16 protein-coding genes, 1 rRNA gene and 1 riboswitch (1 of these 18 only partly in view) are annotated in these 16,600 nt (G+C 58.4%); of the genes, 2 read left to right on the top strand and 15 right to left on the bottom strand.

The window, feature by feature from the left end; all coding sequences use genetic code 11:
* Positions 1-83: 83 nt before the first annotated feature.
* The 3 genes from THECO_RS18140 to THECO_RS18150 all read right to left on the bottom strand — a co-directional run bounded on the left by THECO_RS18140 (position 84) and on the right by THECO_RS18150 (position 3,945).
* Positions 84-1,229, bottom strand: a complete 1,146-nt coding sequence (locus tag THECO_RS18140; protein WP_015256472.1) for a 3D domain-containing protein — start codon at positions 1,227-1,229, stop codon at positions 84-86.
* Between the two features lie 241 nt (positions 1,230-1,470).
* Positions 1,471-1,670: riboswitch (cyclic di-AMP (ydaO/yuaA leader) on the bottom strand.
* A 168-nt stretch (positions 1,671-1,838) separates the two neighbouring features.
* The gene (locus tag THECO_RS18145; RefSeq protein WP_015256473.1) at positions 1,839-2,618 is read right to left on the bottom strand and encodes a TatD family hydrolase; all 780 of its coding nucleotides are present in this window, start codon (positions 2,616-2,618) and stop codon (positions 1,839-1,841) included.
* 34 nt (positions 2,619-2,652) lie between these two features.
* Complete coding sequence (locus tag THECO_RS18150) at positions 2,653-3,945, bottom strand: HD domain-containing protein (protein ID WP_015256474.1); 1,293 nt, start codon at positions 3,943-3,945, stop codon at positions 2,653-2,655.
* 282 nt (positions 3,946-4,227) lie between these two features.
* On the opposite strand from THECO_RS18150, the gene THECO_RS18155 reads away from it, so the two are divergent.
* Positions 4,228-4,482, top strand: coding sequence for an AbrB/MazE/SpoVT family DNA-binding domain-containing protein (locus tag THECO_RS18155; RefSeq protein ID WP_015256475.1), 255 nt, complete (start codon positions 4,228-4,230; stop codon positions 4,480-4,482).
* A 169-nt stretch (positions 4,483-4,651) separates the two neighbouring features.
* On the opposite strand, the gene rsmI is transcribed toward THECO_RS18155, so the two are convergent.
* From rsmI to THECO_RS18210, 11 genes are all read right to left on the bottom strand, one after another.
* On the bottom strand, positions 4,652-5,620 hold the full coding sequence (gene rsmI / locus THECO_RS18160; protein ID WP_015256476.1) for a 16S rRNA (cytidine(1402)-2'-O)-methyltransferase: 969 nt from the start codon (positions 5,618-5,620) through the stop codon (positions 4,652-4,654).
* Positions 5,617-6,420: a tRNA1(Val) (adenine(37)-N6)-methyltransferase gene (locus THECO_RS18165; protein WP_015256477.1), complete on the bottom strand. Its 804-nt coding sequence runs from the start codon at positions 6,418-6,420 to the stop codon at positions 5,617-5,619. Before THECO_RS18165 ends, rsmI begins: the two co-directional genes overlap by 4 nt.
* 233 nt (positions 6,421-6,653) lie before the next feature.
* Positions 6,654-8,000 carry an ISLre2-like element ISTco2 family transposase gene (locus THECO_RS18170; protein ID WP_015256478.1) on the bottom strand — a complete coding sequence of 449 codons (1,347 nt, stop codon included), beginning with the start codon at positions 7,998-8,000 and terminating at the stop codon, positions 6,654-6,656.
* A gap of 198 nt (positions 8,001-8,198) precedes the next feature.
* Positions 8,199-8,573 (bottom strand): initiation-control protein YabA, encoded by a 375-nt coding sequence (locus THECO_RS18175; protein WP_015256479.1) that lies wholly within the window; start codon positions 8,571-8,573, stop codon positions 8,199-8,201.
* Positions 8,574-8,602: 29 nt separating this feature from the next.
* Positions 8,603-9,409, bottom strand: coding sequence for a PSP1 domain-containing protein (locus tag THECO_RS18180; RefSeq protein ID WP_015256480.1), 807 nt, complete (start codon positions 9,407-9,409; stop codon positions 8,603-8,605).
* A 4-nt stretch (positions 9,410-9,413) separates the two neighbouring features.
* On the bottom strand, positions 9,414-10,391 hold the full coding sequence (gene holB / locus THECO_RS18185; RefSeq protein ID WP_015256481.1) for a DNA polymerase III subunit delta': 978 nt from the start codon (positions 10,389-10,391) through the stop codon (positions 9,414-9,416).
* 20 nt (positions 10,392-10,411) lie between these two features.
* Positions 10,412-10,855, bottom strand: a complete 444-nt coding sequence (locus THECO_RS18190) for a YaaR family protein (protein WP_015256482.1) — start codon at positions 10,853-10,855, stop codon at positions 10,412-10,414.
* Positions 10,856-10,961: 106 nt separating this feature from the next.
* On the bottom strand, positions 10,962-11,291 hold the full coding sequence (locus THECO_RS18195; protein WP_015256483.1) for a cyclic-di-AMP receptor: 330 nt from the start codon (positions 11,289-11,291) through the stop codon (positions 10,962-10,964).
* 39 nt (positions 11,292-11,330) lie between these two features.
* On the bottom strand, positions 11,331-11,984 hold the full coding sequence (gene tmk / locus THECO_RS18200) for a dTMP kinase (protein WP_015256484.1): 654 nt from the start codon (positions 11,982-11,984) through the stop codon (positions 11,331-11,333).
* A 29-nt stretch (positions 11,985-12,013) separates the two neighbouring features.
* Positions 12,014-13,498: an aminotransferase class I/II-fold pyridoxal phosphate-dependent enzyme gene (locus tag THECO_RS18205; RefSeq protein WP_015256485.1), complete on the bottom strand. Its 1,485-nt coding sequence runs from the start codon at positions 13,496-13,498 to the stop codon at positions 12,014-12,016.
* A 103-nt stretch (positions 13,499-13,601) separates the two neighbouring features.
* Positions 13,602-13,787 (bottom strand): sigma factor G inhibitor Gin, encoded by a 186-nt coding sequence (locus THECO_RS18210; protein ID WP_015256486.1) that lies wholly within the window; start codon positions 13,785-13,787, stop codon positions 13,602-13,604.
* Positions 13,788-14,014: 227 nt separating this feature from the next.
* Between THECO_RS18210 and THECO_RS18215 the strand changes: the two genes are divergently transcribed.
* Positions 14,015-14,548, top strand: a complete 534-nt coding sequence (locus THECO_RS18215) for a hypothetical protein (RefSeq protein WP_015256487.1) — start codon at positions 14,015-14,017, stop codon at positions 14,546-14,548.
* A gap of 198 nt (positions 14,549-14,746) precedes the next feature.
* Here the strand turns inward: THECO_RS18215 and THECO_RS18220 are convergent.
* A 23S ribosomal RNA gene (locus THECO_RS18220) occupies positions 14,747-16,600 on the bottom strand (it continues 1,104 nt past the right edge of the window).

Raw genomic sequence — 16,600 nt, forward strand, 5'->3', positions numbered from 1 at the left:
CAGAGGTTTCCAGCCGCTCAAGCATAATTGCGGTGATGAATATATAGGATGAATCACGGGCACGCCCGGCGGCAGCCGCAGCCTCAGCTTGCCGTCGGCTTGTTCGGCCCGATCACGTAGACGGTGTAGCCCTTCTTCTTGCCGAAGCGCTCCGCCTTCGTCTCGCTGTCGTAGTAAATGTCGATCTTTTTCCCTTTGACCGCGCTGCCTTTGTCTTCCGCACGCCGGAATCCGATGCCTTCGATGTACACCCACCAGCCGAGCGGAATGACGTCCGGATCGACGGCGATCGTCCGGCCTTCCTGCACTTTCGTGCCGGAAGCCGTAATGCCGTATAGCGGATGATCCTCGGTCTTGCCCGTCGACTCGAAACCGGCGGAATACGCCGTCAGCGTCACGTTCTTGAGCACTTTCTTCGCCTTGAACGTCACGCCTTCACGCGTGACCTTCGTTGCCGTCTCCGATTCGGCGGACAACACGGCCGCTTTCGGCTCCGGCTTCTTCGTGCCGACGGCGACGATCTGATCCTGCTTCTCCGCCGACACCGTCTTCGTCAGCAGCCGCGAATTTACGTACACGCCGTTCTCGAACGTTTTCTCGACAAGATTGACGACGACGCCGTCCTTGCCGTGCTGAATGACCTTTTCCTTGCCTTTTTCCAGATTCGGGTCGTCCTTCTTGACGACCGCATACGGTATGACCTCTTCGGTTTGCACCACGTGCTTGTCGACGCGCACCACTTCAATCGTCATGTCCGGCTCGAGTGCCGCGCCCGGCGAAGGATACACCTTGTCGTCGTCGCGCAGGTCGACGCCCGCTTCGCTCAGGGCCGCCTGAACCGTATGGCGGGTCGGATACACCTTCACCGCCTTGCCGTCGGCGACCACCGTGACCGGCACCGCCTGGTTGATGACGATCCGGTCGCCATCCTTGATCGCCGCATTGAGCGGTTTCGACACCTCGTCGTTCGGCCCGACCTCGATGTCGAGCTCGTCAAGCAGCTTTTCCAGCACCCATTGCTTCGTCGTGACGATACGTTCCTCGCCGTCCACGACGACCGATACCTGTTTGTCGGCCGTGCCGTAGAGCAGCACCAGCAGCATGAAAGTCATGGCGATTGAAAGAATTGCGCTCAGAAGAACCAGACGTACGTTCTCATGCTTCCAACGCATTGCGAAGTTCATGCCGGATGATCGTGATCCATGGGATTCCGGAAGGAACTTTCCCATGTCTTCGGTCCTCCTTACATTGCTCGCCGCCTTAGGATGATGCATGATACGATTGACGCGAACGTTTTTGTTTTCAGAATCGTGCTGTCGTTCCAGATTCACGCCCCGTCGTCTGTCCGTCTTCCTGGAGAAACCTATGTCGCCGGTTGCCACAATATTCAAAAAATAAAGCCGCCGACAGAGGATCCCATCGTGGCTTCGAAGAGGATAAATAAAACTTCGGACTGTCAAAGCACGAGACGATCACTCTCAAATACGCCTGCGGAGTTAGCTGACGGGTTCGGGCCGAGAGCCGCCCTATGACCTTTCGCCGCTTCGGATCGCGCGTCCGGTCAATTCACCCCGATCGGATTCAGCGGTGCCGGCAATCCGCATTGTCCGGTTGCCGCTGACTGGTTCCCCCGCTCTCCCGTCCCCCGGGAGATTCAGCGTCTGGAAATGTTCAACTCTCAGCAAAGTTCTGTGAGACATCATACCCCCTCGAGTTGCGCGTTGTAAAGGACGTTCGAAATGCGATTTTCGCGTTATTTTCGGTTTAAAGCGCATTATCGGAGATTTTCTCGCGGGTAATGCCACTTTTTTTGCAAGCAAAATCATTGTTTCAACGGTTTAGACCGACTTATCTCGAATTCGGAAACAATTCAGAGTATTCTGTCCCGTGATTTTTACCAGTTCCTGTAAGTCAATTCCCTTAATTTTGGCGGCCGCCTCCGCGACGTAGGACACGTAAGCGGACTCGTTTCGTTTTCCACGATAAGGTTCCGGAGTCAAATACGGGCAGTCGGTTTCGATCATGAGCCGGTCGAGCGGCACCTTGGCCAGCACCTCTTTCGGCACCCGCGCATTCTTGAACGTGACGGGGCCGCCGAACGAGATGTAGAAGTTCATGTCCAGGCACATCTTCGCGATTTCCCAGCTGCCCGAGAAGCAGTGCATGACGCCGCCGACTTCCTCGGCCCGCTCTTCCCGGAGCAGGCGTACGACATCTTCGTGCGCGTCGCGATTGTGGATGACGATCGGCAGGCCGAGCCGCCGCGCGAGCCGGATCTGCTCGCGGAACACCTGATGCTGCACTTCCTTCGGTGACGTGTCCCAGTGATAGTCGAGGCCGATCTCGCCGATCGCGACGACCTTCTCGCGCGCCGCCAGCGATTCGATCCATTCCAGATCGCCCTCGCGCATGTCGATGCTGTCGACCGGGTGCCAGCCGATGGCCGCGTAGATGAACGAATGACGCTCCGTCAGCTCGAGCGTCGTCGGAATCGTCTCGCGGTTGAAGCCGATGTTGACGATCAGTTCGACGCCGGCTTCCCTGGCGCGCCGGATCACATCTTCCCGATCGTTGTCGAACCGATGGGAATCCAGATGCGCATGCGAATCGATCAACATGTCCAAATCTCCTTCCGGGATGCCCGGGCCGCCTTCACGCCATGCCAATCAGCCGCCTGATGTCGGACGGCAATCGGTCCCGGTGTTTCAGCAGCATGTCTTCCGGGTAATAAAGATGATGTCTGCCCCTGTGTATGCCGGCGATCGACCGGACGATCTCGGAACGGTCGGCGATGTCCGTCAGCTCGTCGTGTTCGCCGAGCAGCAGAATCGGCTGCGCTCCGGGACCGCTGTCGCCGCCCGGACGGTATATATGATACGGAAGATCGTAGGGGTAATCAATTTCGAGATGATAGGACGGATTCAGCCCGACATCCAGAAGCGCCTGCCGCGCGCGGTCCAGGAGCGCTTCGTCCGGCTCGTCCATCGTTGTATATTTATACAGCCTGCGGTGGAGAAACCGCCGGCATAGGTCCGCAAGCAGCGGATCTTTCTCGTCCGTCCACATCATGAACTGCGTCTGGACCAGAGGCTCGTCCAGCCGGAAATAGTCGTCGGCGGTCATTTCGCCGTCGAACAGGCGCTTGAGCGGCTCGAGCAGGGAATCGAAGCGCCAGCCGCCGCGGTACAGTTCTTTCGCCCGGCGGAAAATTTGCCGCAGCACGATTTCCGAACTGCGCGTCACGGGATGGAAATAAACTTGCCAGTACATCTGATACCGCGACATCAGGTAGTCTTCGACCGCATGCATCCCGCTCTCTTTGACGACAATCCGGCCCTTGTGGGGGCGCATGACGCGCAGAATTCTGTCGATGTCGAACGTGCCGTAATGCGTTCCGGTATAATAAGCGTCGCGCAGCAGAAAATCCATCCGGTCGGCATCGAGCTGGCTGGTGACCAGGCTGACGACGATCGGTTTCTCGTGTGTCCTGCGGATGACCGAAACGATCCGCTCCGGAAAATCGTCGGAGACGCCGCGCAGCACGCGGTTCAATTCCGTGTCTTCGAGCAGAAGGCGGCAGGTCCACTCCTCGTGGTGCGTGTCGAACACGGCCTCGATCGAATGCGAGAACGGCCCGTGACCGACATCATGCAGCAGCGAAGCGCACAGCGCGGTCAGCCGCTCTTCCTTCGGCCAGTCCGAATCGCCGAGCCGCTCGAATTGGGAGATGATCCGGCGCGTAATCTCATAGACGCCGAGCGAATGGGAGAACCGGCTGTGCTCGGCGCCGTGGAACGTCAGATAGGACGTGCCGAGCTGGCGGATCCGGCGGAGCCGCTGAAACTCCTTCGTATTGATGAGGTTCCAGATAATCCGGTCTTTGACATAGATGGATTTGTGAACAGGATCTTTGAACACTTTCTCTTCGGGCAATTCGTGGTGCACGCGCGTCACCCCTTTCGAAATTCGACAGTCCCTTCACAAAATTGTCGAATTTGTCGATCTGTGTCGAATTATCTCCTGATGTCCGAAGAACGCCCCATTTCCTCGCCTGAACCGGATTTTCATCGGTTTTGCCGGGTGTTTCCCGGGTGTTTCTTAGAAATGGAGGCGTGAATTTCCTGTTATTTTCTGTTGACTATTATGGGAATGGTTGGTACTATAATTAGCAGAAAAAGTTGAACTATGTCGAATAATGTTGAATCGCTTGAGAGGAGCAGAATCGCTATGATGAAATCGACAGGCATTGTACGCAAGGTCGACGAACTGGGCCGTGTCGTTATTCCGATCGAACTGCGCCGCACGCTCGGCATCGGAGAGAAGGACGCCCTTGAAATTTATGTCGACGGGGAACGCATCATGTTGAAGAAATATGAACCCGCCTGCATTTTCTGCGGCAATGCCGAGAATGTCACGTACTTCAAGGGCAAGATCGTCTGCCACGAGTGCATCTCCGAGCTGCCCGTGCCCGCCAATTCCTGATGGCGTCCGGCCGCGGACGGCACAGTGAAAAACTCGTGAAAAAAAAAGTGTCACTTTTACGAAAAATAGGTTATAATAGAAAAGAAACTACCTCGATAATTCTAACCTTTTTTATACTCCTTGCTGCCTTCCCGCGCCGGGCTGCCGGCCGGGAAGGTTTTTTTTGCCCTCAAGGCTTGTCCTCTAATGGCCCGTCCGCTTCGGCCAGAAGCGCCGCGTAGATGTCGCGCTTCTTCAGCCCGCGGTCGGCCGCCGCCCGCTTCATGGCTTCCTTGCGCGACATGCCCTGCCGCTCGTAATGGGCGACATGCTCGGCGGACGTCATCCGCGCCCACCATTCGCCGGCCGGGTTTTCCGCCGCCTCCCCGGCTTCGGACTCCGCCGCTCCTTCGATGACGAGGCAGCATTCGCCCGCCGGCGGATGCGCCGCGGCGTAATCCCGCACATCGGCGACCGTGCCGCGCAACGCTTCCTCGTGGCGCTTCGTCAGTTCGCGCACGAGCGCCATGCGGCGGCTTCCCCACCGCTCGGCCAGCGCAGCCAGCGTCTTCTGCACGCGATGCGGCGATTCGTACAGAATGAGCGTGCCCGGCTCCGCTTCCAGGCTGTCCAGAAATTGCTGCAACCCCTTGCGGTCGCGGGGCGGGAATCCGGCGAACAGAAACCGGTGCGTCGGCAGCCCGGAGATGATGAGCGCGGACACCGCAGCGTTCGCGCCGGGAATCGGCACGACCGGGATGCCGCGGGCCGCCGCTTCGGCCGCCAGTTCGGCGCCCGGATCGGAGACGGCGGGCGTGCCCGCGTCGCTGACGAGCGCGATGCTGAGCCCCTCTTCCAGCATCCTGAGCAATTCCGGGCCGCTCGCATCCCGGTTATGTTCATGGTAGCTGACCAGGCGGTTGCGAATGTCGAAGTGCGTCAGCAGCTTGCGGGTCTGGCGCGTATCTTCGGCCGCGATCAGATCGGCCTCCTTGAGCGTGCGGATGGCGCGCATCGTCATATCTTCCAGATTGCCGATCGGTGTCGCCACGAGATAGAGCGTGCCGGGCCGCTCGCGTTCGGCGAAGCTCCGCTGGACCTGCACGGCCTGCCGCTCCCGCTGCCGGTCATCCGGCTTTCCGTCCGGCTTCCCGCTCACGTCCGCTCCTCCTCCGCCGCGGCGGGTACGCCCGCCAGCTCCGTTTTTCTTCCATAAAATATATGCAGCAGCTCGTCCGTATATCGTCCGTCCGGTTCGTAGACGATGAGCGGCGGTTCAAGCCGGAGCTCCGGCCTGCCGTCCTTCAGCGACTCGATCAGCACGATGTTCGCTTCCGCCTCCCGCTTCGGGTGGACGAGCCGCATCCGCTTCGGTTCGAGCCGGTGGCGGCGCAGCGTCTCGATGATGTCCGCCAGCCGGGACGGACGGTGCACCATGGTGACGCGCCCGCCGCTTCTGACCGCCGCCGCGCATGCCGCCGCGGCGTCGTCCAGCGTGCACCCGATTTCATGCCGCGCCATCGCTTTGTGGATGTTCTCCTTGTACTCTCCGGATCCGCGCGGCAGATATGGGGGGTTGATCGTGACCGCATCGTAGGCGCCGCGCACATCGGCGCGCTTCGACCATTCGCGCAGATCGGCTTCGATGATCGTGATCCGGTCCTCCAGGCCGTTGAGCGCCACGCTTCGCCGCGCCATGTCCGCCAGTTTCGGCTGAATCTCGACGCCGTCAACCGACGCCGCCGTCCGCGTCGTCAGAAGCAGCGGCACGACGCCGTTGCCCGTGCACAGGTCGAGCACGCGGCCTCTGGCCGGCACGCCGGCGTAACGGGCGAGCAGCACCGCGTCGAGCGAGAAGCTGAACACTTCCGGGCTTTGAATGATTTTCAAGTCTTGCGTCAGCAGATGGTCGAGCCTTTCGCCGGGCTCGAGCATCGGCTGCGCGTCAGGCCTGTTCATGTCGGGAAGTCGACTCCTTGCCTTTCCATCCGGTGGAAAATAACGTTCTTACCATAAGCTTAATGAACAAACCCGTTTCTTGCAAATGTACAGGGACCGGTGTCAGTGTCAAGCTAGCGTGGGCAGTCATTTAAGATGCTTGGAACGCGAACCCCAAAGGAAACCTCTTCCTTGTAAGCGCTTTGCTTCGTTCTTTCATCAAATAAAAGTGATTTGTCAGAATTTTTTTGCCATTATCCGCGAAGAGCTTTGAGTGCCATACCCGTTGTGCTGCTTTGCTTCGGTCCTTGCAGCATGCGAATCATTCCAGCGATACAACCCTTGACTGGTTGCGTCACGTTCTTGAGCAATTGCCGCATGTTTATTGGCTGTTGTGACGTTGCTTGCATACTCGCATGTCCTTCAACCGTTCTTACAACCATGCCGGCTTCTTTAATCCTCATCATTGTCCACAGCATCGCCCTGACGCCTCGCTCACTCCAACTGTACCCGCCACGCTTCGTCCGCTTGGCGAATATGCGCATCTGCGATTCCGCGCTTCCCATCGGGCGCATACCGCTTGTGTCGATCCCCTTCACCTGGAGTGTTTTTCGGTAGTCGTCCAAATGCTTCTCGTGCCGCTTCAGATAGCTTTTATACTGCTTCCAATCCTTCCGGTTCTCTTCCGCTATCTCTTGCTCCGCTACGCTTTCTAAGGCCGCTATAAGCGCGGCTGCGTCTTGTTTGGCCAGCGACCGTCTCACGGTCTCCCACACCTTCGGTAAATGTCCGACAAAACGTTTCAAATCACGCGCCACATGAAAGCGGTCCAGCATGTACAGGCATTGGTGAAAGTAGGATGTACATTCCCCGATCCACCCCGCGCCGTCTCCGTTCACCACAAGCCACGTGTTCTCGTCGATTTCGTAACGCTCCACCAGAAAGTCCCCGAACCCTTCCCAGAAGTTGCCGCCGCTCGTATGCAGGTAATGCTGTTTATTCTTCAGCCGCACTCGCTTGCCGCTCTTCTCCCAGCCTTCGTGTACGACAGCGATTGCGTTCTCCATCCCACGCTTCTTGCTCCGCTGCAGCTTCGTGTATAGCCCATCCACTTCCACGAACAATACTCGCGCTGGGCGTCGCTTCACCTCAGACATCGGCTGTTCCGCACGCTCAATCAGTTTTTCCCTGATCGCTTGGTGGCTCAGCACATTGTATCCCAGGAGCTGCTCCAGCCGCTTAGCGCTGTCCCGGTACGACGGTCCTTGGCTCGCGAATGCGATGGCTGTCTCTTCCAGATGCGGACTGACTTTCCCGCGCCCTTCGAATTGCAACAGCTGATCCAGCAGATACACGTGTTTGCCGCTTCTACGGTCACAGTACAATCTCCGCTTAAAGCGCACATTCCCGAACACTGTGTTGACGCTTGTTTCACGCTCGTCCTTTACTCGATAACGCTCTCGGTCCCGTTGCTCCAGGATCTGCTGATCCAGCGCCTCCAGCACCTGCTTCATCGCACGAGCGAATTCCTCCTGCATTTTCCGGAAAATCCATTGCTCAATCTCTTTCATCGTCGGCATTGTTGTGGTAAAGTGGCTCACAGGAGCTTCCTCCTTCTTGGTGTGTTGTGGACAAACATCACTTTACCAAGGGAGAAGCTCTTTTTCTATGTCCGCTTTTTCCAATTCCTACACCCACGAAGATTTTACACTAACGGGACCGGTCCGGCGAAACAAAATATGGCTGCCCGCCGCAGCGCTCAAGATTGCGCAGCCGGCAAGCAGCCGTCAGGTCTTCCATTATTTATGAAGAAAAGACAGGCAGAACAAACAGTCGCCCTCCGTGCGGAGGTGACCGTAATAGACATTGCAGATATGGAATCCTTCATTATATAGACGGGCAAGATTATCGTAGCCTTCGCCGACGTGCACATGGCTTTCCTCATCGCGCCGGTCGGCGGATGCTTCCTCCGCGAGTCCCGCAGCCGCCAGTTCCGCCCGAACCGTCACCGCGCTCGTCTTCAGCAGCTTGCGAAGTTGTTGGTTCTCAATGCTGAGCCTTTTGTTCTCTTCGATGAGCGACTTGATATTCCGCTTGATGTCGGCCGTCTCCCTCAGCATCTGCCCGAGAACGGCCTCCATGCGTTCGACTTGATCGAACAGGTCTCTCGTCACTGTCCCACCTCGGCACCCGCGACTTGGCGTTATGCTTTCACGACACAGTCGTCGAACGGCAGCTCCTTCGGCTTGCCGCCCGATTCAAACAGCTGGACGTACAGCGTGCGGGCAGCGGCGTTGATGGCCGTCACCTTGCCTTCGCCGTAAGAGGTGATGACGATTTTGCCGACGGCGGGCATTTCCTCGCGCACGCTCTCATAATGATCGTGCTCAAATTTCAGGCAGCACATCAGCCGGCCGCACAATCCCGAAATCTTCGTCGGATTGAGCGACAGACTCTGATCCTTCGCCATCTTGATCGACACCGGCTCGAAGTCGCCGAGCCAGGACGAACAGCAAAGGATGCGTCCGCAAGGCCCGATGCCGCCGAGCATCTTCGCCTCGTCGCGCACGCCGATCTGCCTGAGCTCGATCCGGGTCCGGAAGACGCTGGCCAGATCCTTGACCAGCTCGCGGAAGTCGACGCGGCCTTCGGCGGTGAAGTAGAAAATGATCTTGTTCCGATCGAACGTATATTCGACATCAACGAGCTTCATGCCCAGCTCATGCTGCTTGATCTTCTCGAGGCAAATGGCGAATGCCTGCTTCGCCGCCGCTTCGTTCTCGCGGACGACCCGGGCGTCGGCCTCGTCCGCGATGCGGATGACCCGCTTCAGCGGCAGCACAACATCCGACTCGTCCACCTGTCTCCGGCCGATGACGACCTTGCCGTATTCGATTCCCCGCGCCGTCTCGACAATGACGTGCTGATTCGTCTCGACCGGGTAGTCCAACGGGTCGAAATAGTAGATTTTGCCCGCTTTCTTGAAACGGACACCGACGACATTGTACAAGGATTCAGCCCCCCTGAATCTTCACTAGGTGCTGCTCGAGGGCAAGCTGCGGCGATACGTGGGCACGGATGCGTCTGCCTGCTTCAAGCGTATGCTCCATGCATGCGACCCATTCATGCGGTTTGCGCATGAACGCATGCTTGTCCATCCAGCCGAGTTCGTCTGCGAAGACAACCTGCTCCCGCCTGCCGATCTGGACGTTCAGCAGATCCCGATACCAGAGCGCCAGCAGCGCGAGAACGGTTTCGATCCGGTCCGCTTGCAGACCGTTCTTGAACGCTTGTCCGATGCTGACCATCGCGGCGGGTAATCTGCCCAGGCTGTCTTTCCCCAATTGTATCACCAGCTTTCTCGTTTCTGCAAACCCCTCTTGCTGGATAATCGCGCGGCAGGCGTCGATTCCGGAGGCCAGGTGCACCGCTGCCCGGGCAAGAAGCGGCGGATGGCCCTCGGCAAGCAGCTTCTCGAGCATGACTTGGGGAGGCAGCGGGAGGAAAGGAACGAATTGGGCGCGTGAGCGGATGGTCGGGAGAATCGCCTGCGGATTTTCGGTGAGCAGAATGGCGACGACAGGCGACGACGGCTCTTCGAGAAACTTGAGCATGCTGTTGGCCGCCTGCGGCGTCATCGTCTCCGCCCGTTCCATGATATAGACCTTGCGCTTCGATTCCTCCGACCGGTACGACAAGTCGCGCTGCAGACCGCGGATCTGGTCGATCTTGATCGCCGCGCCGTCCGGCTCCACGAGATGCAGATCCGGCTCATTGCCGTGTTCGATCTTCCGGCAAGCCAGACATTCGCCGCACGCATCCGGCCCGCCGGACGTGCAGAACAGCGCCTGCGCGAAGGCGAGCGCGGCCTGTTTCCGCCCCGTCCCCGCGGGACCGCCGAACAGATAGGCGTGGGAGACATTGCCGGTTCTTATGGCCGCCTGGAGCAGTTTCACCGCTTTCGGCTGGCCGGTGATGTCGCTGATTCGCATGGCGTTACCGATCCTTTCCGTCAGAACAGCAGATTCATCAGCAGTCCGCGGATTTCGCCGATTTTGCCGAGAAGTTCGAGCCGTCCTTCCTCGGTCTGCAGCAATTCTTCGCCCATGCTGACCAGGACGGCATCGACCTCTTCGATCAGCTTGTAGCGCTTGACCCGGCCCCTCCGGTCCCAGCCGCGGGTCTCCTTGAGGCCGATGCCGCGCCTGACCGTATCCTCGAGGAACCGTTTCACCATCTGACGGTACAGCATCAGCTCGCGCACCGTCATGTTGCGGGCCAGCCGTTCCCCTTGCTGATGGATGTCGTTCAGCATCCGCTGCAGCGCTTCCTGCGTTCTGGCCGTTTCCTGCTCCTGCATGAAATCGGCGAACGATTTGGGCGCCGCCTGACGCTGGACGGTGTCCATCCGCGTCCGGTCTTGTCCGACTGTGCGGTATCCGGGATTGATTTTCATCGCGTTTCCTTCCCATGTATGGAGTAAAGCTGCTTTTTAGCCCAAGCAAAGAGCATGACGGGTCATGCTCTTCACCGGACGATAAATGGTTGCGTCATGCGGGTGATCAATAATGCTCAAACCGTTCGACGGGAAGCACGAACACCGCCGCACCTCCGACCTGCACTTCGACGGGAAAAGGCATGTACGAATCGGTCGAACCGCTCATCGGAGATACCGGCGTCACGAGCTGATCGCGGATTTTGCAGTTGTTCCGGATGACGCGCAGAACGTCTTCCACCCGTTCGTCTTCAATTCCGATCATAAAAGTGGTATTTCCTGCACGAAGAAATCCTCCGGTGCTCGCCAGCTTCGTTGCGCGGAATCCTTCCTGAATGAGGGCGGTGGACAGCCGGTTGCTGTCCTTGTCTTGCACAACGGCAATGACAAGTTTCATGCGTATCCCTCCCTTGGTTGGATGTGTACCTATTTTATATTATTTGACGCGGAAATGTGAAAACCCTTTAAATCGTTTTTCCGTTTCTTGCAGCGCCTGAGCAAGCACCTGCTCCGGCGGCTGCTCCGCGTTGATCGTCACGATCCGGTCGGAGAATCGCCGCGTTAACAGCAGATAACCTTCGCGCACCTTTCGGTGGAAGGTGAGGTCCTCCAGATCGAGCCGGTTGATCTCTCGTCCATGATCCGATCGGACCCGCGCAAGCCCGATTTCCGGCCTGACGTCCAGATACAGCGTGAGATCCGGCAGGCGTTCGACTGTGGCAAACCGGTTTATCGCCCAGACTTCCTCGATGCCGAGCCCGCGCGCATGGCCTTGATAAGCCAGGCTGCTGTCGACGAACCGGTCGCACAGCACCGCCGCGCCGGCCGCAAGCGCCGGCTCCACCTTCTGAACGAGATGCTGCCTGCGGGCGGCCGCATAGAGCAGCGCCTCCGTCCGCGCATCCATGTCGGTGTGGACGCGATCGAGAATGACCTCCCGGATTTTCTCGGCAATCGGAATGCCTCCCGGCTCGCGCGTCACGACGACATCCCATCCCCGCGCTTCAAGCCAATCGGCGATGCCCTGCAGAATCGTCGTCTTGCCCGCGCCTTCGCCGCCTTCGATCGTCATAAAAAAGCCTCTGCTCACCTTCGTCTCCTTCATCTGTCGTTGTCGCGTCATTGTTGCGCCATGACCCGTATCATCCGCATTCTGGCGTCGGTCGCTCCCTGAAAACGCGCGCCCGCCGCGGCCAGTCTGCGGATGGCTGCGATCTGCGCTATGCTGATCCGTTCGCCTGTATAGAGCAACGGAATGCCCGGCGGATAGGGAATGACCGTTTCGGCCGCCGTGCGTCCGGCCGCTTCTTCAAGCGGAACGATCTCCGTTCCGTCTTCCGCCGGCGGCATGAGCGGGATGGCAAACGGCTCGCCGATACGATGCTCCGGATCAGCCGCATATGCCGCAACATCAATTGGCCCTTGACCGGCATCGGCAACCGGCTGGGATCCGGTCATTTCCGCCGCAATGTTGTCCAGTGCCGAAACGAGCTTGTCCGCATCCGATTCGGTTGCGCCCGGCCCGAACAGCAGCACCGCATACCGGTCGTCGGCCATCTCGGCCCAGCATCCCTGCTCCGCCAGCAAACACTGAAGCAGGATGCCGCTGAGCGCGCCGGTCTCATCCCGCAGCACGATGCGCATCGGGTCAACGGCGCTGCAAGCTTTGCCGATGGCCGGCTCGAGAGCGGCGAACGGGCCGTTTCGTTCAGCCAGCCGTTCCCGGAGGCGGCTTGCCGCCTTCATGCCGCTCTCCAGCCATGCCGGGCCGCAAGCCGCGATCATTGCCCGGGCAATATCGAGCGACGCCAGTATCGGGTAGGACGGACTTGAACTTTGCACCGCCGTCAGGGCGCGCCGAAGCCGGTCCATCGACAACCTGCCCCGGCGCACATGGAGCATGGCGCCCATCGTCAGCGCGGTAAGCGTCTTGTGCGTCGATTGGACAGCCGCATCCGCGCCGGACATCATCGCGGAAGGCGGACAAGCCGGATGCAGCCCGAAATGCGCGCCGTGCGCTTCGTCCACCAGAAGCGGCAGTTTCCGGCAGTGGACGATCTCCGCATACGGCGCAAGATCGACATGCATGCCGTAATAGTTGGGCGTGCTCAGGAATACCGCCTTGGAGTCCGGATAGCGGTCCAATGCCGTTTCAATATCAGCCGCCGCGGGGACGGTCGGAAGACCGGATACCGGTTCAATCTGCGGCGCCACAAAAATCGCCCGCGCCCTTGCCAACGCAATGCCGTTCAGCACCGACTTGTGCACATTGCGCTGCACGATGATCGCATCACCCGGATCGAGGACGGCGAGCAGCATCGCGAGATTGCCGGCCGTGCTGCCGCCGACGAGAAAGAACGTCTCGTCGGCGCCGAAGCAGCGCGCAGCCAGTTGCTGCGCTTCCCGTATGACGCCTTCCGGATGATGCAGGTCGTCCGTATCTTCCAGTTCCGTAACGTCGATGCCCATAATGTCCCGGAACAGCGCGAATGGCTCGTCCGGCAGCGCGCGTCCGTACTGATGTCCGGGCACGTGGAAGCTGACCGGGTCGCGCCCAAGCCTGCGAACGAGCTGCGTGTAAAGCGGCGCTTCGAACTCCGGCATCCGCTTCCGTCCCTCCTCTCCTGTTTCTTCTATAATAATAGAAGAAACGCCGCGATACCACCGAGCCGCAAAAAAACAGCCGTCCCTTGTCGGATGCGGCCGCTCACGCGTTCTTCTGAACCCAGATTCGTTTCAATTGATGGATGAAGAACGGATATTTCTCGTCCTTCACATCGGTGCGCACCATTTCGGCTTCACAAGACTCACATATAAATTCGGAGATGATCGTGATGCCGGATTCCTTCTCCTGCCCGCAAATGATGCAACATTGTCGGACGCTTTCCTCCATGCCGACTCATCCTTCCTGTCCTTCTTTCAACTCCCATTATGCCACAATGTCTAGTTCGATATACTTGTTCACAGGTCGTTTCAAATATTTTGCTTCAATATATGTTTTCCTCAAATATTTGGTTCCTTGGGACCATCCGCCTTTACCCCGCAGGCATTCATCCGGCATACGCCTCTTCCGATATAGTTGGTAAACCCCTTTTCAGCATGCAGTTGGAGGAAAATCGCATGATGCCGCGTCGTCAACAATTGGATGAAAAGGCGACGATCTATCATTATCAGCTCATCCGCCGGATTCCGATACCGCGGGAAGTGAGAATCAGCCACCTGCTCATCGCCGCGCTGTTCGGCGTGTTCCAGGGCAGCATGTACGGCACAACCGGCATTCTCTCCTGGATGATCAGTCTCATCGGCGTGGAACTCGTCCATTTCGTCATCATCCGGCTGACCTTGATTCGCGTCGATGAACCGGAATTCCGCCGTTTCCGGTGGAGCCTGGATGCGCCGTGGATCGGCTATGTCCCCGTGCAGCATATCGAACACGGCCTGTTCCGGCGTCTGCACCGCCATCTGCTCTGGTTCGGACTCTGCGTCATCGCCGTCGCTTATCCCTGGGTGCACGAATCGTTCATGATCAGCCTCATCTGCTGGCACCTGTGGACGCTGGCCCCGCGGTCGGTCGTCCTGCGCAAGATCCGCGGACTGCGGCGAGACGGCGTGATGAAGCTGCAGTCCACGGATTGTTCGGTTTATTATCGTTAATCCAAAACGCTGCCGCAATAAAAAACCAGGCCCGTACTGCCCTGTTGCAATACGAGCCTGGTTCATTAAAGATTATGTAGGGTTTGCACCCTGAAAACCGGATGCGAATGATTTGCTTCAAGCTGAACCCGTTTCCGGGGCCCCCGCAAAGTAATCGGACTACGCTTCGAAGCGAATCGTCACTTTGTGGGGTAAATTTAGGATAAGCCCTCGACCGATTAGTATTCGTCAGCTTCACGCGTTGCCGCGCTTCCACCTCGAACCTATCAACCTGGTCATCTTCCAGGGGTCTTACCTTTACAGTGGGAAATCTCATCTTGAGGGGGGCTTCGCGCTTAGATGCTTTCAGCGCTTATCCCGTCCGTACTTGGCTACCCAGCGGTGCTCCTGGCGGAACAACTGGTACACCAGCGGTACGTCCATCCCGGTCCTCTCGTACTAAGGACAGCTCCTCTCAAATTTCCTGCGCCCGCGACAGATAGGGACCGAACTGTCTCACGACGTTCTGAACCCAGCTCGCGTACCGCTTTAATGGGCGAACAGCCCAACCCTTGGGACCTACTTCAGCCCCAGGATGCGATGAGCCGACATCGAGGTGCCAAACCTCCCCGTCGATGTGGACTCTTGGGGGAGATAAGCCTGTTATCCCCAGGGTAGCTTTTATCCGTTGAGCGATGGCCCTTCCATTCGGTACCACCGGATCACTAAGCCCGACTTTCGTCCCTGCTCGACTTGTCAGTCTCGCAGTCAAGCTCCCTTCTGCCTTTACACGCTCCGAATGATTTCCAACCATTCTGAGGGAACCTTTGGGCGCCTCCGTTACGCTTTGGGAGGCGACCGCCCCAGTCAAACTGCCCGCCTGACACGGTCCCCGCACCGGATCACGGTGCCAGGTTAGAACTTCGATACGATCAGGGTGGTATCCCAACGGCGCCTCCACCGAAGCTGGCGCCCCGGCTTCCCAGGCTCCCACCTATCCTGTACAGACCGTACCAAAGTCCAATATCAAGCTGCAGTAAAGCTCCATGGGGTCTTTCCGTCTTGTCGCGGGTAACCTGCATCTTCACAGGTACTAAAATTTCACCGGATCTCTCGTTGAGACAGCGCCCAAGTCGTTACGCCATTCGTGCGGGTCGGAATTTACCCGACAAGGAATTTCGCTACCTTAGGACCGTTATAGTTACGGCCGCCGTTTACTGGGGCTTCGGTTCACAGCTTCGGCCTAAACCTGACCGCTCCCCTTAACCTTCCAGCACCGGGCAGGCGTCAGCCCGTATACTTCGCCTTGCGGCTTCGCACAGACCTGTGTTTTTGCTAAACAGTCGCTTGGGCCTTTTCACTGCGGCCCCCTCGGGCTATTCACCCTACCGGGGCACCCCTTCTCCCGAAGTTACGGGGTCATTTTGCCGAGTTCCTTAACGAGAGTTCTTCCGCGCGCCTCAGCATGCTCTGCTTGCCTACCTGTGTCGGTTTGCGGTACGGGCACCTTCGCCTGGCTAGAGGCTTTTCTCGGCAGCCAGAACGCATGACCTTCGGTACTAAAACTTTCCCTCCCCGTCACAGCTCAGCCTTGTGACGCACGGATTTGCCTGTGCGCCAGCCTCGCTGCTTGGACGGACTATTCCAGCAGTCCGCGTCACTGTCCTTCTGCGTCACCCCATCGCTCATAGCGGCTTACGGTGGTACAGGAATATCAACCTGTTGTCCTTCGACTACGCCTTTCGGCCTCGCCTTAGGCCCCGACTAACCCTGAGCGGACGAACCTTCCTCAGGAAACCTTAGGCTTTCGGCGGATGGGATTCTCACCCATCTTTTCGTTACTCATACCGGCATTCTCACTCGAGTACACTCCACCAGTCCTTCCGGTCTGACTTCAACGCGTACCCGACGCTCCCCTACCGCAGCGCACGAACGTGCGCGTACCCATAGCTTCGGCGGCGTGTTTAGCCCCGTTACATTTTCGGCGCAGAGTCACTCGACCAGTGAGCTATTACGCACTCTTTGAATGATGGCTGCTTCTAAGCCAACATCCTGGTTGTCTTTGCAACTCCA

Origin of the sequence: Thermobacillus composti KWC4 (genome assembly GCF_000227705.2) — a bacterium.
Taxonomy (GTDB): Bacteria; Bacillota; Bacilli; order Paenibacillales; family Paenibacillaceae; genus Thermobacillus; species Thermobacillus xylanilyticus.

Excerpts from the sequence above, each read along its gene's own strand:
- THECO_RS18140 (WP_015256472.1), bottom strand. The coding sequence starts at position 1,229 with ATGGGAAAGTTCCTTCCGGAATCCCATGGATCACGATCATCCGGCATG.
- THECO_RS18145 (WP_015256473.1), bottom strand. The coding sequence starts at position 2,618 with ATGTTGATCGATTCGCATGCGCATCTGGATTCCCATCGGTTCGACAAC.
- THECO_RS18155 (WP_015256475.1), top strand. The coding sequence starts at position 4,228 with ATGATGAAATCGACAGGCATTGTACGCAAGGTCGACGAACTGGGCCGT.
- THECO_RS18165 (WP_015256477.1), bottom strand. The coding sequence starts at position 6,420 with ATGAACAGGCCTGACGCGCAGCCGATGCTCGAGCCCGGCGAAAGGCTC.
- holB (WP_015256481.1), bottom strand. The coding sequence starts at position 10,391 with ATGCGAATCAGCGACATCACCGGCCAGCCGAAAGCGGTGAAACTGCTC.
- THECO_RS18190 (WP_015256482.1), bottom strand. The coding sequence starts at position 10,855 with ATGAAAATCAATCCCGGATACCGCACAGTCGGACAAGACCGGACGCGG.
- THECO_RS18195 (WP_015256483.1), bottom strand. The coding sequence starts at position 11,291 with ATGAAACTTGTCATTGCCGTTGTGCAAGACAAGGACAGCAACCGGCTG.
- THECO_RS18205 (WP_015256485.1), bottom strand. The coding sequence starts at position 13,498 with ATGCCGGAGTTCGAAGCGCCGCTTTACACGCAGCTCGTTCGCAGGCTT.
- THECO_RS18210 (WP_015256486.1), bottom strand. The coding sequence starts at position 13,787 with ATGGAGGAAAGCGTCCGACAATGTTGCATCATTTGCGGGCAGGAGAAG.
- THECO_RS18215 (WP_015256487.1), top strand. The coding sequence starts at position 14,015 with ATGATGCCGCGTCGTCAACAATTGGATGAAAAGGCGACGATCTATCAT.